20 protein-coding genes are annotated in these 21,258 nt (G+C 65.7%); 8 read left to right on the forward strand and 12 right to left on the reverse strand.

Annotation, left to right across the window (positions count from 1 at the left end; all coding sequences use genetic code 11):
- Window positions 1-198: 198 nt before the first annotated feature.
- The 6 genes from hemF (at window position 199) to lspA (ending at window position 8,242) form a co-directional block, all read left to right on the forward strand.
- Window positions 199-1,107 carry an oxygen-dependent coproporphyrinogen oxidase gene (hemF, locus tag BLU29_RS00220; RefSeq protein ID WP_091054582.1) on the forward strand — a complete coding sequence of 303 codons (909 nt, stop codon included), beginning with the start codon at window positions 199-201 and terminating at the stop codon, window positions 1,105-1,107.
- Window positions 1,108-1,188: 81 nt separating this feature from the next.
- Window positions 1,189-2,214 carry a uroporphyrinogen decarboxylase gene (gene hemE / locus BLU29_RS00225; RefSeq protein WP_091054583.1) on the forward strand — a complete coding sequence of 342 codons (1,026 nt, stop codon included), beginning with the start codon at window positions 1,189-1,191 and terminating at the stop codon, window positions 2,212-2,214.
- Window positions 2,215-2,322: 108 nt separating this feature from the next.
- Window positions 2,323-3,711, forward strand: coding sequence for a protoporphyrinogen oxidase (hemG, locus tag BLU29_RS00230; protein ID WP_231962276.1), 1,389 nt, complete (start codon window positions 2,323-2,325; stop codon window positions 3,709-3,711).
- A gap of 115 nt (window positions 3,712-3,826) precedes the next feature.
- Window positions 3,827-6,670 carry an isoleucine--tRNA ligase gene (gene ileS, locus BLU29_RS00235; RefSeq protein WP_091054585.1) on the forward strand — a complete coding sequence of 948 codons (2,844 nt, stop codon included), beginning with the start codon at window positions 3,827-3,829 and terminating at the stop codon, window positions 6,668-6,670.
- A gap of 11 nt (window positions 6,671-6,681) precedes the next feature.
- Window positions 6,682-7,611 (forward strand): TraR/DksA C4-type zinc finger protein, encoded by a 930-nt coding sequence (locus BLU29_RS00240; RefSeq protein WP_091054586.1) that lies wholly within the window; start codon window positions 6,682-6,684, stop codon window positions 7,609-7,611.
- Window positions 7,612-7,648: 37 nt separating this feature from the next.
- Window positions 7,649-8,242 carry a signal peptidase II gene (gene lspA / locus BLU29_RS00245; RefSeq protein ID WP_091054587.1) on the forward strand — a complete coding sequence of 198 codons (594 nt, stop codon included), beginning with the start codon at window positions 7,649-7,651 and terminating at the stop codon, window positions 8,240-8,242.
- Window positions 8,243-8,310: 68 nt separating this feature from the next.
- Here the strand turns inward: lspA and BLU29_RS00250 are convergent, their stop codons facing one another.
- The 7 genes from BLU29_RS00250 to BLU29_RS00280 all read right to left on the reverse strand — a co-directional run bounded on the left by BLU29_RS00250 (window position 8,311) and on the right by BLU29_RS00280 (window position 16,401).
- A complete protein-coding gene (locus tag BLU29_RS00250; RefSeq protein ID WP_091054588.1) occupies window positions 8,311-9,180 on the reverse strand; it encodes a YicC/YloC family endoribonuclease in 870 nt (289 codons plus the stop codon).
- A 58-nt stretch (window positions 9,181-9,238) separates the two neighbouring features.
- Window positions 9,239-9,592: a four helix bundle protein gene (locus tag BLU29_RS00255; protein WP_091054589.1), complete on the reverse strand. Its 354-nt coding sequence runs from the start codon at window positions 9,590-9,592 to the stop codon at window positions 9,239-9,241.
- Between the two features lie 45 nt (window positions 9,593-9,637).
- The gene (trpB, locus tag BLU29_RS00260) at window positions 9,638-10,870 is read right to left on the reverse strand and encodes a tryptophan synthase subunit beta (RefSeq protein ID WP_091054590.1); all 1,233 of its coding nucleotides are present in this window, start codon (window positions 10,868-10,870) and stop codon (window positions 9,638-9,640) included.
- 45 nt (window positions 10,871-10,915) lie between these two features.
- Window positions 10,916-12,355 (reverse strand): GAF domain-containing SpoIIE family protein phosphatase, encoded by a 1,440-nt coding sequence (locus BLU29_RS00265; protein WP_091054591.1) that lies wholly within the window; start codon window positions 12,353-12,355, stop codon window positions 10,916-10,918.
- A 100-nt stretch (window positions 12,356-12,455) separates the two neighbouring features.
- Window positions 12,456-12,965 (reverse strand): STAS domain-containing protein, encoded by a 510-nt coding sequence (locus BLU29_RS00270; RefSeq protein WP_091054592.1) that lies wholly within the window; start codon window positions 12,963-12,965, stop codon window positions 12,456-12,458.
- Between the two features lie 55 nt (window positions 12,966-13,020).
- Window positions 13,021-15,846, reverse strand: coding sequence for an aconitate hydratase (locus BLU29_RS00275; protein ID WP_091054593.1), 2,826 nt, complete (start codon window positions 15,844-15,846; stop codon window positions 13,021-13,023).
- Window positions 15,847-15,927: 81 nt separating this feature from the next.
- Complete coding sequence (locus BLU29_RS00280) at window positions 15,928-16,401, reverse strand: redoxin domain-containing protein (protein ID WP_091054594.1); 474 nt, start codon at window positions 16,399-16,401, stop codon at window positions 15,928-15,930.
- Window positions 16,402-16,689: 288 nt separating this feature from the next.
- On the opposite strand from BLU29_RS00280, the gene tyrS reads away from it, so the two are divergent.
- Window positions 16,690-17,973 carry a tyrosine--tRNA ligase gene (gene tyrS / locus BLU29_RS00285; RefSeq protein WP_091054595.1) on the forward strand — a complete coding sequence of 428 codons (1,284 nt, stop codon included), beginning with the start codon at window positions 16,690-16,692 and terminating at the stop codon, window positions 17,971-17,973.
- 61 nt (window positions 17,974-18,034) lie between these two features.
- Window positions 18,035-18,247: a hypothetical protein gene (locus tag BLU29_RS00290; RefSeq protein WP_091054596.1), complete on the forward strand. Its 213-nt coding sequence runs from the start codon at window positions 18,035-18,037 to the stop codon at window positions 18,245-18,247.
- Window positions 18,248-18,294: 47 nt separating this feature from the next.
- Here BLU29_RS00290 and BLU29_RS00295 read toward each other — a convergent pair whose 3' ends face one another.
- The 5 genes from BLU29_RS00295 to BLU29_RS00315 form a co-directional block, all read right to left on the reverse strand.
- Window positions 18,295-19,068: a hypothetical protein gene (locus BLU29_RS00295; RefSeq protein WP_091054597.1), complete on the reverse strand. Its 774-nt coding sequence runs from the start codon at window positions 19,066-19,068 to the stop codon at window positions 18,295-18,297.
- Window positions 19,069-19,121: 53 nt separating this feature from the next.
- Window positions 19,122-19,523: a VOC family protein gene (locus BLU29_RS00300; protein WP_091054598.1), complete on the reverse strand. Its 402-nt coding sequence runs from the start codon at window positions 19,521-19,523 to the stop codon at window positions 19,122-19,124.
- A gap of 4 nt (window positions 19,524-19,527) precedes the next feature.
- Window positions 19,528-19,857, reverse strand: coding sequence for a hypothetical protein (locus BLU29_RS00305; protein ID WP_091054599.1), 330 nt, complete (start codon window positions 19,855-19,857; stop codon window positions 19,528-19,530).
- A 34-nt stretch (window positions 19,858-19,891) separates the two neighbouring features.
- A complete protein-coding gene (locus BLU29_RS00310) occupies window positions 19,892-20,212 on the reverse strand; it encodes a multidrug efflux SMR transporter (protein ID WP_091054600.1) in 321 nt (106 codons plus the stop codon).
- Window positions 20,213-20,294: 82 nt separating this feature from the next.
- Window positions 20,295-21,251 carry a glucose-6-phosphate dehydrogenase assembly protein OpcA gene (locus BLU29_RS00315; RefSeq protein WP_091054601.1) on the reverse strand — a complete coding sequence of 319 codons (957 nt, stop codon included), beginning with the start codon at window positions 21,249-21,251 and terminating at the stop codon, window positions 20,295-20,297.
- Window positions 21,252-21,258 lie beyond the last annotated feature (7 nt).

Here is a 21,258-nt window from a genome sequence, read left to right on the forward strand (position 1 = left end):
CGTTGACCTCAACGCGCTATGCGGCTTGAGGTCAAGCCGCACCACCCTAGCAAAGTCGTCAAGCCCGAGTGGAGGGCCCGCGTCCCTGCGGGCCGGGATTGGTTATGGCGCACCAACGGCCCGCAGGGAGGCGGGCCCTCCACCTGAGGTTTTTCGTGTATTTTTGTGACTCTTTGTGGCTACCTGTCTCCTTCCTCCATGGTTCCCGATCTCAACGCCGTCAGCTCCTACCTGCGCGCCCTGCAGGACGCGCTGTGCACGGCACTGGCGCGCGAGGATGGCGGGCAGTTTAGCGAGGATGCCTGGACGCGTCCCGAGGGTGGCGGCGGCCGCTCGCGGGTGCTGACCGACGGCGCCGTATTCGAGAAGGCCGGCGTGGGTTTCTCCCACGTCAGTGGCGCCGCCCTGCCCGCTTCCGCCACGGCGGCGCGCCCCGAAATGGCCGGCAAGGCCTTTCAGGCGATGGGCGTGTCGCTCGTCATCCATCCGCGCAATCCCTACGTGCCAACGGTCCACATGAACGTGCGCTTCCTCCAGGCCGGCGCCGGCGACCAGGCCGTCTGGTGGTTCGGCGGCGGCTTTGACCTGACGCCCTGCTACGGCTTCGAGGAGGACGCCGGGCACTGGCACCGCACCGCCCGCGCCGCGTGCGACCCGCACGGTCGGGAACTCTATCCGAAATTCAAGCAGTGGTGCGACGATTACTTCTTCCTCAAGCACCGCGGCGAGCCGCGCGGCGTCGGCGGCATTTTCTTCGACGATTTCAACGCCCCGGGTTTCGCGCAGTCCTTCGCCTTTCTCCGCAGCGTGGGCGATGCCTTCCTGCCGGCCTACCTGCCGATCGTGCAAAAACGCAAAGCGACGCCCTTCGGCAAACGCGAGCGCGACTTCCAGCTCTACCGGCGGGGCCGCTATGTGGAGTTCAACCTGGTTCAGGACCGCGGCACGATCTTCGGCCTGCAGAGCGGCGGCCGCACCGAGTCCATTCTCATGTCGCTCCCGCCGCTCGTCGCGTGGCGCTACGACTGGAAGCCCGCGCCCGGCACGCCCGAGGCGCGGCTCTACGACGTCTTCCTCAAACCCAGAAACTGGGCAAACCAGGCTTAACCACGAATGGACACCAATGGACACTAACCCCGAAAATCATTTCTCAATTCGTGTGAATTCGTGTCCATTCGTGGTTTTAAAATGAATTCCCGAGAAAGATTCCTCGCCGCCGTCGCCTGCACCCCGCTCGACCGTCCACCGGTCTGGATCATGCGCCAGGCCGGGCGCTACCTGCCGGAATACCGCGACCTGAAGGCGAAATCCTCCTTCCTCGAGATGGTGAAGACCCCTGAGCTGGCCGCCGAGGTCACGCTGCAGCCGTTGCGGCGCTTCGCCCTCGATGCCGCGATCATCTTCTCGGACATCCTTGTGCTCCCCGAAGCCCTGGGCCAGGGCTACAAGTTCCGCGACGAAGGCGGCATCGCGATGGATTTCCGCCTGGAAACGAAAGCCCAGCTGGACCGCCTCAACCCGGTGGGCGTCGCCGCGCGGCTTGACTATGTCGGCCAGGCGCTGACCCGCGTGAAGGCGGAGCTGAAGGGCGAGAAGGCCCTGCTCGGCTTCGGCGGTTCGCCCTGGACGCTCGCCACGTATATGCTCGAGGGTGGCAGCGCGGACGACTTCGAGCGCAGCAAGGCCGTGTTCTATTCCGACCGGCCGTTGTTCAACGCCCTGATGGAGAAACTCACCGCCGCGCTCATCGAATATTTCCAGATGCAGATCCGCGCCGGCGTCGATGCCATCCAGATCTTCGATTCGTGGGGCGGCATCGTGGCGGGCCAGGATTACGAGGCTGCGTCGCTGCGCTGGATTCGCGCCATCATCACCGCGCTGCCCAAGGGTTTTCCCGTGATCCTCTACGCCAAGGGCACTCCGTCCCAGCTGACCGACCAGGCCTTCAGCGGCGCGAGCGTGCTGGGCGTGGACTGGACCGTCGACCTCGGGGTCGTCCGCCGGCTCGTGCCGGGCAACATCGCGCTGCAGGGCAACCTCGACCCGGTGCTCATGAACACGACCCCGGCGATCGTCCGCCGCGAAACCACCCGTTTGCTGGAAACCATGCGCGGCTCGAACGGTCATATCTTCAACCTGGGGCACGGCATCATGCCGCAAGCGAAGATCGAATGCGTCGAGGCGCTGGTCGAGACCGTGACAACCTGGAAGTAATGGCCGCAAAAAGGCACAAAGAATCATTCCGTAGCCCCGCCCTCGTCACCGCGCCTATAGGCGCGCGGAACGTGCAATCGAAGCCACAAACCCCTTTTGCCCTTTTTTGTGGCTAAAAACTCTGCCTCTTCCATCGCGGTCGTCGGCGGCGGCCTCACCGGCCTGACCGCCGCGTGGCGGCTGCACCAAGCCGGCCACCGCGTCACCGTCTTCGAGAAGGCCCCGCAGGTCGGGGGCGCCATCGTCACGACGGAGAGGGACGGCTGGCTCGTCGAGGGTGGACCGAATTCGCTGCAGGAAACGCCCGAGGTCGCCGCCCTGATCGCGGAGCTGGGGCTGACGGACCAACGGGCCCTCGTGAGTCCCACCGCCAGGAAGCGTTTCATCGTGCGCGACGGCCGGCCGGTCATGGTGCCGCTCTCCCCCGCCGGCCTGCTGACCTCACCGCTTTTCTCCCTCGGCGCCCGGTTGCGCGTGCTCACCGAGTTGCTCACCCGGCCGCGTGTGCGCACCACCGACGTCAATCTCGCCTCCTTCGTTGCCTCCCATTTCGGCCGCGAAATCGTGGACTACGGCCTGAATCCTTTCGTCTTGGGGGTGTATGCGGGTGATCCCGAGAAGCTCTCCGCCCGCTACGCCTTCCCCAATCTCTGGCAACTCGAGCGCTCCCACGGTTCGCTGCTCCGCGGTTTCCGGGCCCAGGCCGCCGAGCGCCGGACCCGCGGCGACGCGGCGGGCGTCGTGCCGATCATCTCGTTTCAACACGGCCTGCAAACCCTGCCGCGGGCGCTCGCGGCCGCCTTGCCCGCCGGCACCGTGCAGACCGAGGCCACCGTCACCAGCCTCATCCCCGGCCAGCCGTGGAAGCTGATCTGGACCCGCGCCGACGCCGTGACGACCGTCGAATTCGACGCCGTCGTCCTCGCCTTGCCGGCCACGGGTCTTGCCCAGCTGGTTTTCAGCACCTTGGGCGAGCGCACTCTGGCCTCGCTTGACCATCAGCCTCACCCGCCGGTCAGTTCGCTCTTCCTCGGTTTCAGGCGCGAGCAGGTGGCGCATCCGCTCGACGGCTTTGGCGCCCTCGTGCCGGCCCGCGAGCAACGCAGCCTCCTCGGCGTGCTGTTCTCGTCGTCGCTCTTCGCCGGACGGGCGCCAGACGGCCACGTGGCCTTGACGGTGTTTGCCGGCGGCATGCGCCAGCCGGAGACCGGCCGGCTGGACACCGCCACGCTTCTCGCCCGCGTGCTGCCCGACCTGCGCGAGCTGCTCGGCGTGACGGGTGACCCGGTGTTCACGCACCACACGTTCTGGCCCAAGGCCATTCCCCAATACAATCTCGGTCACGAGCGCTTTCTCGAACCGCTCGCCCGCTGCGAGGTCCAGCACAAGGGCCTCTTCATCGGCGGCAACGCCCGCGACGGGATTTCGCTCCCGGATTGCCTCAAATCCGGCGCGGAACTGGCCCGGAAAACGGGCGAATTCGTCACCAAACTGTAGCGGCGGTCTATGACCACCGGACGGCGCTCACAGAGCGCCGCTACAGAGGAATTTATCCCCGTCTCGCCACTTGACTACCCCCCCTGCATGGGTAGCCTCCCGCCCCTTATTTCCGATGGCGCAAGAACTCAAAGACACCCTCCTGCTTCCCAAGACCGATTTCCCCATGCGGGCGGGCCTGGTGCAACGCGAGCCGGGCCGGGTCGCCCACTGGGAGAAGACCGGTCTCTACAACCAGATCCAGCAGGTCCGCGCCGGGCGCCCCGCCTTCGTGTTGCACGACGGCCCGCCGTTCACCAACGGTGACGTCCACATCGGCACCGCGCTCAACAAGACCCTCAAGGACATCGTCAACCGCTACAAGTCCATGCGCGGCTTCCGCACGCCTTATGTGCCGGGCTGGGACTGCCACGGCCTGCCCATCGAGCAGAAGGTCTCGCGCGAGCTGAAGGACCAGAACCTCACCCCTTCCACCGCGGAGCTGCGCGCCAAGTGCGACGAGTTTTCCGAGAGTTGGATCGGCAAGCAGACCGCGCAGTTCAAGCGCGTCGGCGTCCTCGCCGACTGGAAGCACGAATACAAGACCAAGGCGCCGGCCTTCGAGGCCGACATCCTCCGCACCTTCGCCGCGTTCGTCGAGCAGGGCCTCGTCTACCGCAGCAAGAAGCCCGTTTACTGGTCCATCCCTTTCGAGACCGCGCTCGCCGAGGCGGAGATCGAATACAAGGACCACACCTCGATCGCCATCTGGGTAAAGTTCCTCGTGCCCGTGGAGGAGGCGAAGAAGTTCGGCCTGCCGACCGACAAACCGCTTTATATCGTCATCTGGACGACCACCCCGTGGACGATCCCCGCCAACCTCGCGATCGCCCTGCATCCCGAGGTGGACTACGTCGTCGCCGACACCGGCGCCGACCGCATCATCGTCGCCCGGGCGCTGCTCGGCCAGGTCGCCGCGGCCGCCAAGCTTGAGCCCCTGCCCGCCATCGTGCAGACGCTGCCCGGCGCCAAGCTGGAGAAGCTGCAGGCCCGCCATCCCTTCATCGACCGCGCTTCGCCGGTGGTGCTCGCCGATTACGTCACGACCGACAGCGGCACCGGCGCCGTCCACACCGCGCCCGGCCACGGCGCCGAGGATTACCAGACCGGCCTGAAATACGGCCTCGAGGTCTACTGCCCGGTCGGCGACGACGGCAAATACCTGGACGACGGCCGCGTGCCGGCCGATCTCGTCGGCCTGACCACGCTCGAGACCGTCGAGGACCTGGCCGCCAAGAAGCCCGCGCCCGCCAACCTCGGCGTGCTGAAGAAGCTCGACGCCGTCGGCGCGCTGCTGGCCAAGGCCAAGTATCCGCACAGCTACCCGCATTGCTGGCGCTCCAAGACCCCGATCATCTTCCGCGCCGTCGACCAGTGGTTCGTCTCCCTCGACAAGGCCGGCCACCGCCAGGTCGCCCTCCGGGAGATCACCAAGATCGCCGAACATCAGGGCTGGATCCCCGCCTGGGGTGAGGCCCGCATCCGCAGCGCCGTCGAGTCGCGCCCGGACTGGTGTATCAGCCGCCAGCGCTCGTGGGGCGTGCCGATCATCGCCTTTTACGGCCCGGACAAGAAGCCCTACCTCGACGCCGGCGTGGTCCGCGCGGTAGCCGACAAGGTCGCGACCAAGGGCACCAACTTCTGGTATGACGCCAAGCCGGCCGAGATCCTCGCCGGCGTGAAGCTCCCCGCCGGCTGGCCGGCGGCCGACATGCTCACCTGCGGCCGTGATACCCTCGACGTCTGGATCGACTCCGGTTCGACGCAGGCCGCCGTGCTCAAGCGCGGCCAGGGTGGCACGCACTGGCCGGCCGACCTCTACCTCGAGGGCAGCGACCAGCACCGCGGCTGGTTCCAGTCGTCGCTCTGGAACAGCGTCATCGCCTTCGGTGCCGCCCCCTACCAGGCCGTCCTCACCCACGGCTTCATCGTCGACAAGAACCGCCAGAAAATCTCCAAGAGCTCGACCTACCAGAAGCCCCAGACGGCCGACGCCTACATCGCCCAGCACGGCGCCGACGTCATCCGCCTCTGGATCGCCTCGCAGGATTTCCGCGACGACATCCCGGTGGACGACGAGATCCTCAAGCACGTGGGCGAGGCCTACCGCCTTTTCCGCAACACCCTCCGCTTCCAGCTTTCCAACCTGTTCGACTTCGACGCCGCGCAACACGCCGTGCCGGTGGAAAAGATGGACGTCCTCGACCGCTGGGCGCTGCACCAGACCGCCGTCCTCATCGACGAGTGCACGAAGGCCTACGACGCCTACGAGTTCCACCGCGTCTACCAACTCTGCAACCAATTCTGCTCGGTCACGCTGTCAGCCACCTACCATGACATCCTGAAGGACCGCCTCTACACGCTCGGCGCCGCCCACCCGCTCCGCCGCTCGTCGCAGACCGCCATTGCCGCCATCTTCGACGCCCTCGTGAAGATCCTCGCGCCCTTCATCACCTTCACGGCCGACGAGGCCTGGAGCTACGCCAAGACCAACCAGGAATACTCCGCCGCGTCCATCCACCTGCAGGACTGGCCGGTCACACCCGCGGCGTGGCGCAGCAGCGAGGTCGAGTCTGATTTCGCCGTCCTGTTCCAGCAGCGCGCCAAGGTCACCGAGACGCTCGAGCCCCTTCGCCAGGCCGGCACCATTGGCAAGTCGCTGGACGCCGTTGTGGCGCTCACCGGCGCGGCGGACGATGCCGCCTTCAAGGTGCTGGAAAAGCACCGGAGATTTCTACCCGAACTCTTTATCGTCTCCGATGTCAGTCTCGCAGCCGGTCCCGGCGTGGCGCCCACCGCCCGCCACGCTCAGGAAGCCGGCCACACCCGCTGCCCGCGCTGCTGGCGGTGGGTGCCGAAAGTTGTTCACACCCCGCACGGAGAAGTTTGCCCTCGGTGCGCAGAAGCCCTTAACTCCTAATCCGACCCTTTATGGCCACGACGAAAAAGACACCCGCGAAGAAGCCCGCCGCCAAGAAAGCCCCGGCCCCCAAACCGGCGAAGGCCCCGGCCAAACCGGTGGCGACCGCAAAGCCCACGGCAAAATCAGCGCCCAAGGCCGCCGCCCCCGTGGGCAAGCCCGCCCCGGCCGCCAAGGGCAAGGCCGTGTCCGCCGCCGACCTCAAGCGCCTGCTCCTCGAGCGCAAGGCCGCCCCCAAGGCCATCGCCTTCAGCCTCGATGAGGTCCGCGAGATCGCGAAGAAGAACGAGAAGCAGGTCGAAAGCTCCGCCAAGAACGGCAAAAACGGCAAGCCCGGCGCCGCCACCAAGCCCACCTCGCTCACCACCGACCTGGCCAAGCCCCACAAGCCGCACCACGTGAAGACCGCCTCGCTGGCGGACATCCTCGGCTTCAACCCCGCCAGGGGCAAGAAGGCGCCGGCCGCGATGGTCGACGAGGCCGAGGTGCCCGAGAAATTCCGCCGTTACTACCGCCTGCTGCTCGAGCTGCGCCACCACGTGCTCGTCCAGCTGGGCGAACACACCGAGGAGACGCTGCTCAAGTCCGCCAAAGACGACTCGGGCGACCTCTCGGGCTACGGCCAGCACATGGCCGACGCCGGCACCGACACCTTTGACCGCGACTTCGCCCTGAGCCTCGTCTCCAACGAGCAGGAGGCCCTCTCCGAGATCGAGGCCGCCATCAAGCGCATCCACGCCGGCACCTACGGCATCTGCGAGACGACCCAGAAGCCCATCGCCAAGGAGCGCCTGCTGGCCGTGCCCTTCACGCGCTACTCCACCGAGGCCAAGAAGGAAGTGGAGCGCCACTCCCATCGCTCCGTCGAGCGCGGCGGCCTGTTCGGCGACGGCGCCGAGGAGGAAGGCGGCAAGATCTCCGACGGCGGCGACGACGAATAAAGGCCGAAGCAAGAGTTAAGCATTAAGAATCCAGCCGATGTCCGGTTTGCCTAAATCCGCGGAACCGGGAAAAGCCGTCGTCTCACCTTCCACGTCTGCGGGCGATGACCGTGTTTTCTTAAATCATCCTTCTCACTTCAGCCGTTTTTTCGCCTACCGTCGGCTCTGGCTGCTGGGGATCATTGTCTTTGCGCTGGACCAGCTGACGAAATACTGGATCAACGCCCGCCTGCCCTTCGGCAGCTACGGTCCCGGCGCCAGCGTCACGGTCTTCCCGAATTTCTTCTACCTGGTCCATGTCGGCAACACGGGCGCGGCCTGGAGCATGTTCGCCGGGGCCAGCCTGTGGCTCGCCCTCCTCGCCGCGGGCACGCTGGTGGCGATCTTCTTCTGGCGCCGGCCGCTCGGCCTCCGCTCGCCCTCCGCGCAGGCCGCCTTCGGGCTGCTCTGCGGCGGCATCGTGGGCAATCTGGTCGACCGGATCGTGCACCATCACGTCATCGACTTCCTCGACTTCCACTTCGGCAGCTATATCTACCCGACGTTCAACGTCGCGGACATCGGGATCTGCCTCGGTGTCTTCTGGTATGTGCTCTGGTCGCTGAAGCAGCCGGCCGTGCCAACCAGCTGATTTTCACCACAACGACACGACGGCACCACGCCGATGGATTCGTTGAGTCGTCGTGCCGTCGTGGTTGATTATTCCACGTTCGCGACCTGCTCGCGGATGCGCTCGAGCTCGTTCTTGAACTCGATCACCCGCTGCGCGATCGCCAGATCATTGGCCTTGCTGCCGATGGTGTGGATCTCACGGCCGATCTCCTGCAGGATGAACTCCGCCTTGCGGCCGACCTCGCCGTCGCCCCGCAACAGCTCCTTGAGCTGGCCCAGGTGGTGGCGCAGCCGGGTGATCTCCTCGGTGATATCCGCCCGGTCGGCGAACAGCGCCACTTCCTTGAGCACGCGCTCGTCGTTCACGTCGAGCGCCAGGCCGGCCGTCCGCAGGCGCTGCAGCAGCTGCTCCTTGTAGACGCCCGTGATCTGCGGCGCCCGGTGGGCGATGGCCTCGACCGCCGCGTGCAGTTTTTCCAGCCGGCCGAGGAAATCGACCAGCAGGGCCTCGCCTTCCTTGGCCCGCATGGCGCCCAGCCCGCGCAGCGCCTGGCCGAGGGTCTTGAGCAGCAGGGCCGACGTCTCGTCGTCCGCCGGCAGCTTGGTGCCGCTGCGCTGGGCGCTGGCGATCGCCCAGAGGAGTTCGCCGGTCACCTCGAAATTGATGTGCTTGGCCCGGGCGAACTTCGTGAGCTGCGCGAGCGTGGCCGTCAGGGCATCCTGGTCCCACTCCGCCGCCGCAGCGCCCTGCCCCGCCACCTCGACCGCCACGTGCACCTTGCCGCGCTGGACCTGCTTGCGCACGGCGTCGCCCACGGCGGACTCGAAGGCCTGCCACTCATCGGGCAGCGACAGCGACAGGTCGAGCCCGCGGCGGTTCACCGAGTTGACCTGCACGGTCAGGGTTTGGGTGCCGAGGGTGGCGGTTGCCCGCCCATAGCCAGTCATCGAATTCATTGCCTAAAGTCCAAACGCCAAAGCGCCAAAGGCCAAACAAATCCGCAGGAAATCGTGGTCATTCCAATTTCTTGATGATGCTGGTAAAAATCAACTTTAGCTCATGCGCTTCCTGGCGGAGAATCTTTCGCGCGGTGTCGATCTCCGGGTTGTCACCCACATTCACCAGACGCAGCCACAGTTGGCATTCCTTTGCCTCCTTGCGGCTAATACGAAATCGCATGACGCGGTCCTTGTTGCCGAGGGCTTCATTGACCTCGATGCAGTTGGCCGCCACCGAACCAGAGGCGCGCACCAGCTGCTTGACGTCCTCGATGTTCGCTATCGTGCGTGGCAGCTGGCGGACAAACTTTCGGACATTTTCCGCAAAAAGTGCCGTCCTCTCCTCAAGATCAACGGGCTTTTTTTCCATGGTTTGTTTGGAGTCTGGCCCATTGTGATTTGGCGTTTGAGGCTGCTACTTGTTACTTTGCTCCGTCAGGAGCTTCTGCACCGTCTGGACATCCTTGTCGCCGCGGCCGGAGAGATTGATCAGGACGATCTTGTCCTTGCTCAGCGCCTTGGCGCGCTTCAAGCCGTGGACAATGGCATGGGTGGATTCCAGCGCCGGAATGATGCCCTCGTGGCGCGAGCAGAGCTGGAAGGCTTCCATGACCTCGTCGTCCGTCGCAAAGGCGTATTCGATGCGACCCGTGTCCCGGTAATAAGCGTGCTCCGGGCCGATGGCGGCGTAGTCGAGCCCGGCCGACACGGAGTGCGTCAGCTCGATCTGGCCGTCGGGGTTCTGGAGGATGTAGGTCTTGCTGCCCTGCAGGACGCCGAGCTTGCCACCCTCGAAGCGGGCCGCGTGCTCGCCGCGCTTGATACCGCGGCCGCCGGCCTCGACGCCGATGAGCTTCACCCCCTTGTCGTCGAGAAACTCGTAGAAGCACCCGATGGCGTTGCTGCCGCCGCCGACGCACGCGACCATCTCGTCGGGCAGCCGGCCCTCGCGGGCCATGATCTGCTCGCGGAGCTCCTGGCCGATGACGCGATGAAAATCACGGACCATCATCGGATATGGGTGCGCCCCGAGCGCCGAGCCGAGGATGTAGTGCGTGCCGCGGACATTGGTCACCCAGTCGCGCATCGCCTCGTTGACGGCGTCCTTGAGCGTCTTCTGGCCGGCCTCGACGGACGTGACCTTGGCGCCCATGAGGCGCATGCGGAAGACATTCAACGCCTGGCGCTCCATGTCGACCGCGCCCATATAGACGGTGCAGTCGAGGCCGAACTTGGCGCAGACCGCGGCCGTCGCCACGCCGTGCTGGCCGGCGCCGGTCTCGGCGATGATGCGCTTCTTGCCCATGCGCCGCGCCAGCAGGGCCTGGCCGAGGGCGTTGTTGATCTTGTGCGCCCCGGTGTGGAGCAGGTCCTCGCGCTTGAAATAGATCTTCGCCCCGCCGCAGTGCTGGGTCAGCCGTTCGGCGAAATACAGCTCGGTCGGCCGGCCAGCGAACTCCTTGAGGTGGTGCCGCAGCTCCGACTGGAAGGCCGGGTCAGTGCGCGCCTGCTCGTAGGCGGCCGTGAGCTCGGTCAGGGCCGTCATCAGGGTTTCCGGCACGAACACCCCGCCGTAACGGCCGAAATGCCCCGCGGCATCGGGCAGCTGGTCGGGCGTGGCGGGTGCGGGCTTGGTGGCGACGGACATCGCCTCAATCGCTAGGCGCCATACCGCCAAATGCAACGCGTTTTCTCACGTCCGCTTGACCGTCAGCAGTGTGTAGTCATCCCGCAGGCCGACTGTGCCGGAAAACCGCTGCACGGCGGCGAGAATGGCGTCGTTGACCTCCCGGGCGGAGCCGGTGTGCCCGGCGCGCAGCGCATCGGCCAGCCGCGCCCCGCCGAATTCCTGCTCCTGCTCGTTCGGCGCTTCGGTGAGGCCGTCGGTGTAGAGCACCAGGGTCGAGCCGGGGGCGAACCCCAGCGTCCGGTCCTCGATGACCGAGTCAAACAGCTCGGGATCCACCAATCCGACCGGCATGCCCTCGGAGCCGACATACTCGCTCAGGTAGGAACCCGTGTGCGGATCCCGGCGCGAGAGCAGCGTCAGTTCATGGCCGGCCCGGGCCACCGTCACCTGGTTCTTGCCGGCGTCCACCACGGCATACGCCATCGTGATATACATGCCCTCGCGCATGTCACCGGCCAGCGACCGGTTCAGTTCCGCCAGCACGCGGGCCGGCGAGGTGTGCATCGGGGCGATCTGCCGCAGCGTCGTCCGGCAGATGGCCATGAGCAGCGAGGCCGAGACGCCCTTCCCCGACACGTCGGCCACCGCCACGCCGACCCGGTCAAAGCCGAGCTTGAAGACATCGTAGAGGTCGCCGCTGACCTTCTGGGCCGCGAGGTAGCGGGCATCGATGTCGAGCCCGGGCACCACCGGCATGGTCCGCGGCAGCAGCATCTGCTGCACGTCGCTGGCCAGCGCGAGGTCGAGGTCGAGCCGTTGCTTGTCCACCTGGAGCGCGAGGAAATCCGCATTGTGCACCGCGAGGCCGGCCTGCTCGGCGAGCGCCTCCACGAGCGAATAGTCCGTCTCGGTGAACGGCAGGCCGTCGGAGGCGTTGCAGACGCACAGCACGCCGATGAGCCGCTTCCGCACCGTGATGGGCGCGGCGATGACCGAGCGCACCACCAGGGCCTCGTCCTCGTGCTTCACGATGCGGGGGTCGGCCGCCGCCTGGGCGACGAGCTCGCCGCGGCCGGTGGCCGCCACGCGGCCGACCACACCCTCGCCTACGGGGAACGACTCCGATTTCAACACCTGCTCGATGAACTTGGCGCGCGAGCCGAGCTTCATCTTGTGCGTATCGGCGATGGGCCGGTGCGGGGGAAACAGGCCCTCCACCGCCGCGCCGCGCATCATGTCGTCGGCGTCTTTCTCAAAGATGCAGGCGCTCAGCGCCCCCGTGCTCAGGATCGCCGCGTGCACGATCCGCTGGAACAGTTCCTCGCGCGGCAGGCGCTCGCCCACGGCGTCCACCATGGTGTGCATGTAATCCAGCACGATCTGCCGCTCCTCCATCAGCACCTGCTTCTCCTCCTCCAGCCGGGCCGCCGCGTGCTGGGCCCGCCAGTAGAACGCGTAGACCAGCAGCGCGCCGAGGAGACCGCCAAGGACGAAGGACATCATGGCGAAAAATTGAAGGACCGGGTTTCAAGTAACAAGTGGCAAGATAAGTGACCGGGCCAGGCCCTTGTTACTTGATCCCTGTTGCTTGTTACTTCCCGCATCAGCGGCTTTCCACCCGGTTGCGCAGGAAGGCCAGCACGTCCTGGAACTTGGCGGCGTTGGCGGCATCGGCGCTGACCAGGTTCTCGTGGGCCTCCAGCACGAGCCGGGCGTTCTCGATCTCACTCTTGGCCCGGGTGTCGAGGCCGGTGGTGCCGCCACGGAAATTCATCTGGAAGCTCCCCGCGTCCACCGTGGCCAGCCGGTGCAGCCCGAGATTGCGGATCAGCTCGAGGTTGCGCTCCCCCACCCGCACGAGGGTCAGCGTGCCCGGCGGCTGCTGGCGGCGGAGTTCCAGCGCCGCCCCGGCCAGCACGCCGAGGAAGGTGCTGTCCATGCTCGTGCAGTCCTTGAAGTCGACCACGAAGCTCTTGTGCCCGTGCTTGAGCATCTCCGCGAAGAAATCCCGCAGTCCGCCGCTGTTGGCGAACGACGCCCGGCCGTCGATCCGCACCAGCACCGGGTTGGCGTAGGCGTCGACGAGGAAGGTCGGTTTGGTCGGCTCGGACATGGGACAAAAGCAGGGGCGCGGCGGTATTCCACCGCCGCGTCCCGGGACAAGTCAATCAGCTCTTCGCGACAATCTGGCGAAGCACGTAGGGCAAAATGCCGCCGTGCTGGTAATAATCGATCTCGATGGGCGTATCGATGCGGCAGCGCACCGGCACGTTCTCGACCGCCCCGCCCTTGCGGGTGATCTTCAGCGTCAGGTCCTGCTGCGGTTTGATGGCACCCGTGAGGCCGACGACGTCGTAAGTCTCGGAGCCGTCGAGCTTGAGCGTCTGGGCCGTCGTGCCCTCCTTGAACTGCAGGGGCAGCACGCCCATGCCGACGAGGTTGGAGCGGTGGATGCGCTCGAAACTCTGCGCCACGACGACCTTCACGCCGAGCAGGTTGGTGCCCTTGGCGGCCCAGTCGCGCGAGGAACCCGTGCCGTATTCCTGGCCGGCGAGAACGATGAGCGGCACGCCGGCCTTCTGGTAGGCCATCGAGGCGTCGTAGATGGAGGTTTCGGCGCCGTCCGGCCCGAGGGTGTTGCCGCCTTCCTTGCCGCCGAGCATCAGGTTCTTGATGCGGACGTTCGCGAACGTGCCGCGGGTCATCACGCGGTCGTTGCCGCGGCGGGAGCCGTAGGAGTTGAAGTCCTCGAAGGTCACGCCGTTATCGAGCAGGTATTTGCCCGCGGGCGACGACTTCTTGATGGCGCCGGCCGGGGAGATGTGGTCGGTGGTGACCGAATCCCCGAAGATGCCGAGGGCGCGGGCGCCGTTGATCGGCTGGATGCTGCCCGGCGTGAGCGAGAAGCCCGTGAAGAACGGCGGCTCCTGAATGTAGGTGGACTTGGCGTCAAAGGCGTAGACGTTGCCCGTGGTCGAGGGGATCTCGTTCCACTTCGGGTTCTGCGCGGCGAAGTCGGTGTAGAGCCGGCGGAACACCTCGGGCTTGAGCGCCGCGGCCATCTGGTCGCGGACCTCCTTGAGCGTCGGCCAGAGATCCTTGAGGTAGACGTCAACTCCGGCCTTGTCCTTGCCGATCGGGTCCTTGGTCATGTCGATGTCGACCCGCCCCGCGAGCGCGAAGGCGACGACGAGCGGAGGCGACATCAGGAAGTTCGCCTTGATGTTCTGATGGACGCGGGCCTCGAAGTTGCGGTTGCCCGAGAGCACGGAGGCGGCGACGAGGTCGTTCTTGACGATGGCCTCCTCGATCGCGGGGTGCAGCGGACCGGAGTTGCCGATGCAGGTCGTGCAGCCGTAGCCGACGGTCTGGAAGCCGAGCTTGTCCAGATAGGGCGTGAGGCCGGTCTTGTTGAGATAATCGGTGACAACCCGCGAGCCGGGGGCCAGCGAGGACTTCACGACCGGGTTGACGGTGAGGCCCTTCTCGACGGCCTTCTTGGCCAGCAGGCCGGCGGCGAGCATGACGCTCGGGTTGGACGTATTCGTGCAGCTCGTGATGGCGGCGATGAGCACGGAGCCGTGGCCAATGTCACCCTCCATGGTGGGCGCGGCGCCCGTGACCTTGTCCGGCGTGGGCCGGTTGTTGGTCATTTCGTGCTCGGTGAGCGGGTTGGTGGCGCAAGCCGCCGCCCTGGCGCCGGAGACCGGCTCCTGGCTGCCGCCGCCGCCACCGTGGAAGGAACCGGCCGCCGCGACATGCGTCTTGGTCGCGAGATCGCCGGCGTTCTTGCCAAAGCCGTTTTCGGTGACCGGCTTCGAGAACGCCGTGGTAAACTCCTTCTTGAGGTTCGGGAGCTCGATACGGTCCTGCGGGCGCTTCGGGCCGGCGACGCTCGGGACAACGGTCGCGAGGTCGAGGTCCACGACCTGCGAGTAGTCGATCGCACCCTTCGCCGGGATGCCCCACAGGCCCTGGGCCTTGTAGTAGGCCTCGTAGGTGGCGATGTGCTGGTCGTCGCGACCCGTGGCGCGCAGGTAGGTCGAGCACTCGGCGTCGATCGGGAAGAAACCCATGGTCGCGCCGTATTCGGGCGCCATGTTGGCGATGGTCGCGCGGTCGACGACCGGCAGCGCGGCGGCACCCGGGCCGAAGAACTCGACGAACTTGCCGACGACCTTGGCCTTGCGCATCAGCTGCGTGACGGTGAGTGCCAGGTCGGTGGCAGTAACACCCTCGCGGAGCGCGCCGGTCAGGTGCACACCGACGACATCGGGCGTGAGGAAATAGACCGGCTGGCCGAGCATGCCGGCCTCGGCCTCGATGCCGCCGACGCCCCAGCCCACGATGCCGATGCCGTTGATCATCGTCGTATGCGAGTCGGTGCCGACGAGCGTGTCGGGATAATAGACGCCGCCCTGGCTGAGCACGCCCTTGGCAAGGTATTCGAGGTTCACCTGGTGGACGATGCCGATGCCCGGCGGGACAACCTTGAAGGTGTCGAACGCCTGCATGCCCCACTTGAGGAACTGGTAGCGCTCGCGGTTGCGCTTGAACTCGAGGTCGAGGTTCTTGGCCAGCGCCTCGGCGTTGCCGGAGAAGTCCACCTGCACGGAGTGGTCCACCACGAGGTCCACCGGCACGAGCGGCTCGATGATCTTCGGGTTCTTGCCGAGCTTGGCCACGGCCGAGCGCATGGCGGCGAGATCGACGAGCAGCGGCACGCCGGTGAAGTCCTGCAGCACGATACGCGCGACGACGAACGGGATCTCGGCGGTGCGGGCCTCGGTCGGCTTCCAGTTGGCCAGCTCCTTGATGTTGGATTCCATGACGCGCTTGCCGTCGCAGTTGCGCAGCACGGCCTCGAGCACGAGGCGGATGCTCACCGGCAGGCGGGCGACGCCCGGGAACTGCCTGGCCAGCTCGGGGAGCGAGTAGAACTTCTTGCCGCCCTCGAAGGACTGCAGGGTGTTGAACGGATTCGGGAGACTCATGGTGGTGACTTTAGATGGGTGAAACTGTAGCGGCGGCCTGTGACCGCCGTCCGGCGCTCATGGAGCGCCGCAAGAAATGCGTTACTTGGCGAGCGCAGCCTTGACGGCGTTGAAGTTCGGCAGGTCCTTCGGCGTCGGCGTCTGTTCGGCGTATTTGATGACGCCGTCCCGGCCGATGACGAACGCCGCGCGCGCGGAGGTGTCGCCCACGCCGGCCAGGTTCGGGAACACGACGTCGTAGGCCTTGGTGACGGTCTTGTTGAGGTCGGAAAGCAGGGGCACGGTGATCTTGCTGCTTTTCGCCCAGGCTTCCTGGGCGAACGGGCTGTCGACGCTGATGCCGTAGACTTCCGCGCCCAGGCCGGTGTAGCCGCTCAGGCCGTTCGAGATGTCGCACATCTCCTGCGTGCAGGTGCCGGTGTAGGCCAGCGGGAAGAACAGCAGCACGGTCTGTTTCTTGCCGAAATTGTCGCTCAACCTGACGTCCTTGAGGCCGTCCGCGGTCTTGGTCTTGAGGGTGAAATCAGGCGCTTTGGCGCCAACGACGAGGGGCATAAAGTCGGGAGTTGAAGGCTGGATTGGGCGGACGGCGGGCCGTCGCCAGGAACCCGGTAAGTAGAGCCGCCCGCGCTTCCCGGGCAACCCATTTCAGGTAGGTATCAAGCGGCTTACTAAATTGGCAGCGACGCCCATAAGCTCATCTGTAGGGTCGGCGCTAGTCGCCGGACCGGACCGCATGCGCAGAAGGTCCGCCGACCAGCGGCGACCCTACATTCAGGCCCCTCCCCTTGTCACTTGTCACTTGTCACTTGTTCACTTGCCGCCAATAACGGCGGCCACCTCATGAGCGACATCCTTGCAGAACTTGAATGGCGCGGCCTCTACGCCGACTGCACCGACCGCGACGCCCTGGCCAAGCGCCTGGCCGAGGGCCCGACCACGCTCTACTGCGGTTTCGACCCCACGGCGGACTCGCTCCATGTCGGCAACCTCGTGCCGCTTTTCGCCCTCCGCCGCTTCCAACAATACGGCCACCTGCCTATCGCCCTCGCCGGCGGCGCCACCGGCATGGTCGGTGACCCCTCCGGCAAGTCCGACGAGCGCAACCTGCTCACGCCCGACCAGCTCCAGCACAACCTCGACTGTATCAAGCCGCAGCTCGCCCGCTTCCTCGACTTCTCCGGTGCCAAGAACCCCGCCCGCCTCGTCAACAACTACGACTGGACCGGCTCGGTCACCTTCCTCGAGTTCCTCCGCGACATCGGCAAGCACATCACCGTGAATTCCATGACTGCGAAGGATTCCGTCCGCTCGCGCATGGAGGACCGCAGCACCGGCATCAGCTTCACCGAGTTCAGCTACATGCTGCTGCAGGGTCATGATTTCTACCACCTGCGCAAAACCTTCAACTGCGAGCTGCAGGTCGGCGCCACCGACCAGTGGGGCAACATCACCGTCGGCACCGAGCTGACGCGCAAGAAGCTCGGCGCCACCGTCTGGGGCCTCGTCTTCCCGCTGCTCACCAAGGCCGACGGCTCGAAATACGGCAAGACCGCCACCGGCACCGTCTGGCTCGACGCCAAAAAGACCAGCCCCTACCGCTTCTACCAGTTCTTCGTGAACGCCGACGACGCCGACGTCGTCAAGCTCCTCAAGACCCTTACCTTCCTCCCCCAAGACGAAATCACCGCGCTCGAGAAGGAACTGAAGGCCAACCCGGGCGCCCGTGCCGCGCAGAAGGCCCTCGCGAAGGAGATGACCGTGCTGGTCCACGGCGCCGAGGCCCTCGCCGCCGCGCTCAAGGCCAGCGAAATCCTTTTCGGCGGCTCGCTCGACGGCATCACCGAGGACATCTTCAACGACGTCGCCGGCGAGGTGCCGACCAAGGACCTGGAGAAGGTGAAGCTCGAGGGCACCGGTTCGCCCATCGCCGACCTCATCGTTCATTCCGGCCTGGAAAGTTCCAAGGGCGCCGCGCGCAAGGCCCTCGAGGCCGGCGGCATCTATCTGAACAACGTCCGCGTCCCCGACCACACCAGGGCGGTCACGTCCGCGGACCTGCTGTTCGGCAAGTATCTCCTGCTCCGCAAGGGCAAGAAGAGCTACGCGGTGCTGACGGCAAAATAGACCGGTCTCCGCCGTCAAAACCCGCCTTGCCAAGGCATCCTTCCCGGCTAGATTCCGCGCCATGACATTGCTGCAGGTTAAGCGCAAAGTGAAGGCGTGGCCCCGCTCCGAGCGGCTCGCCCTTTCCGCTTATCTAAAGCATCTCTCCCGGGCCGAGAGCGAATCCAACAAGCGGTCGCTGGATGCAGCGGCCGGTCTCATGGCCCAAGGTGAGAAGGTGACACGCGCGCAATTGCTGCGCCTGCACAAGTCACTCCGGGCCGCCGGAGTCTGATGCCGTTTGCCTGTTCCGCTCCTTCGCGTTTCCGCGATTGTCCGGTCTTAGAAATTCTTCGCGGTCTTCGCCCAGAAGGCCTCGTCGATCTGCGGGCAGAACGCCTTCAGCTCGTCCTTCAGCACGTTCAGCTTGCCCGTGAGGAAGCTGTCCTTCTGGAGCAGCAGGCGGACGGTCAGGTTGTTCGTCATGATGGCGGCGAAAAGTTCCGCGCGATCCTCGGGCACGGACTTGCGCGAATAATTTGAGACGAAACCCGCCGCCGGATGGGAGGCCCAGTTCGCGACGGGGGCGCCGGTTTCGGCCGCGCCATAGGCGGAACCCGGCGCACCGGCCGCCACCCACTCGCGATTGTCGCGGATGTCACGCTCGCCGTGCAGGGCATAGTCGATGAAGTGGAAGAATTCGTGGTGCAGCGTGCGGCGGCGGTGCGGCTCGTCGCCGATCTCGGTCGAGGAATCCATGTAGATGGTCGCGTTCTTCTCCACCGCCACGCCGGCGATGCGATGCCCGTTCGCCTTGAGGTCGCGGCAGAACACAATGCGTTTCAGGCCCGACAGCTTGACGAGCTCGGGCGGGTATTTGGCAAACTCCTTGCGCAGGAAATACAGCACCATGTCCACATTCCGCACCCCGGAATTCCGCGCCGTGATGGCCCCGTCGGATTCGGCGACGGGATAGGGCTCATCGTCCGCCACCAGCTCGATCTCATAGTCTTTCTGATACTGCGCCTTCGTTTGCTCGAAGAGTGCGCTGCCCGGCGCGGCGGCCAATCCGATGGCCGACACCAACAAGAAGGGCGCCATCCGGAGAGTGTGCATGGCGGATAGGAAGCGCCCACTGCGCCGGAGTCGATTAAAACCGACGGCGGCGCTCACATGCCCGCCGGCGGTTGCCAGAGCTCGAGACGGTTGCCTTCGCCGTCCTTGATCCAGGCGAACTGGCCGTATTCCGACTTCTGGATCCCCTTCGGGTCGATCCATACGCGTTCCTTCTTCAGCGCCGCCAGCACTTTTTTCAGGTTGGCGACCCGGTAGTTGACCATGTGGCCCTGCTTGCCCGGGCCGAAATGCTTCGTGTCGGAATCCATGACGCTCCAGATGGTCATGCCCTTCTTCTTCGGATTCTTCACGTCGCGCCACTCGAACGACCAGCCGAACCACTGGTCGTCGATGGGCAGACCAAGATGCTTCTTATACCAGCCGGCGAGCTTCTTCGTGTTCTTCGCCTTGAAGAAAAATCCGCCCAGGCCGGTGACACGTTGTTTGGCTTTCATCTGTTCAATTGAGCGGCGGCTGGTTCGGCTCGAATTCGAGTTCGAGGCCGCCGATCCATTTCGCGAGCAGGTTGTAGACCGCCGCGCTGATCACGCCGAAGACAAAGCCCATGGCCGCATAGAAAAACGGCAGCAGCACCATGAAGCCGACGCCCATGCCAAACATGAACGGCAGGGCCGGCATCGCGCCGCCGCCTTGCTGGCGGGCCGCGAAGCTGCCCATGGCCATGAAAAGGAGCATGAAGGGAACGAACAGCAGGGAAAGCAGGCCGTAGAAGGCCGCCAGCATCTTGCCCGCCTGCAACGGCGCGATGCGCTTCAGTTTCAGTTGCATGCCGCCACGCTAGCGGTCGCGACGGCGAGCCATTTCAGGCCCGGGCCGTCAGCTTCAAACCGACGATGCCGGCGACGATGAGCAGCATGCACAGCAGGCGCGCCACGGTGGCCGGTTCCTTGAACAGGATCATGCCGAGCACCGCCGTTCCGACCGCGCCGATGCCCGTCCAGATGGCGTAGCTGGTCCCGAGCGGCAGCCCGCGCACTGCCTGCGCCAGGCACCAGAAACTCGCCAGCATCAGCAGCACCGTGGCGACACCCGGCCAGAGCTTGGTAAAGCCGTCGGCGTATTTCAGGCCGATGGCCCAGGCGATCTCCAAGACACCGGCAATAATCAACCAGATCCAAGGCATAATGAATTTAACCCAGAGGACACGGAGGGCACCGAGGCAAGCCGTGAGATTTCAACCTCGGTGTCCTCGGCGAACTCTGTGTTTAAAAAAACATCGCCTCGCTCAGCGCCGCCTCCTGCGCCAGGAAGTGCGCACCGGCCACGAGCGAGGTCCGGCCCGTGCCGAGATCGCCGGTGAACTCGGCGTGATCCTTGCTCAGGTCGGCCGCCCACTTGAAGACCTTCCTCGGCTCGGCGTAGGCGAAGGCCATCGAGAGGCAGCCGGGGCAGTCCACCGGCGTGACCGCGAAGGCCACCGGACCGGCGCCGGCGCGGGTCAGGCCCTTCTTGACCCAGCCGAGCAGGCAGCTGGCCTCGGCGGCAAACTGCGCGCGGTGGCGGATGGTGACCGTCTGCAACCCGGTCGTGATGAGCGCCGGGGCGTAGCGGCTGAGGAATTGCCCGAGGTTCTGCCGGAGCGGCAGCGTGCGGGTGTAGGCCAGGTCGCGCACCGCCGCGATGTTCGGCCAGGGGAAGGTGAACGCGTCCGCCGGCGCCACGGCGCTGTCGAAGAGGACGCGTTTCGAGCGGGTCAGCAGGTAGCCGTAGTCGGCCAGCCGCTTGGCCGCGGAAAAGCCATGGCCCCAGTAGTAGAGCGGCATGTCGGTCGAGAGGCACACCGAGACCTGGTTTTCCAGGTAGCCGCGCGCCGCCATGGTGTAGTGCAGGATGACGAACTCGACGCAGCGCGTGTCGTTCTTCGATTTGCCGAGGAAGCACTCGCCGTAGATCTTCGCCCGGATCTCGGTCGGCGCCTTCTCCCCGAAGTCCGGGCATAGCACCACGACCCGCGCCGGGTAGCGCTGGGCGAACTTCAGCGTGTTCTGGAACTGTTCCTGGGCGTCCGCCGGATTCGAGTTGGACCCGAGGTGCAACACGAGGTTGAGCTGCACGGCGCGGCTCTCCTTGGCCGGCGAGTCGGCCCAGAGTTTCTTGAACCCGGCCGAGATGCCGCCGACGGGCACCTCCTGTCCGGGCAGAGCGTCAAAGACGGCGGGCATGACTGTA

It is taken from the genome of Opitutus sp. GAS368, from assembly GCF_900104925.1.
Taxonomy (GTDB): Bacteria; Verrucomicrobiota; Verrucomicrobiia; order Opitutales; family Opitutaceae; genus Lacunisphaera.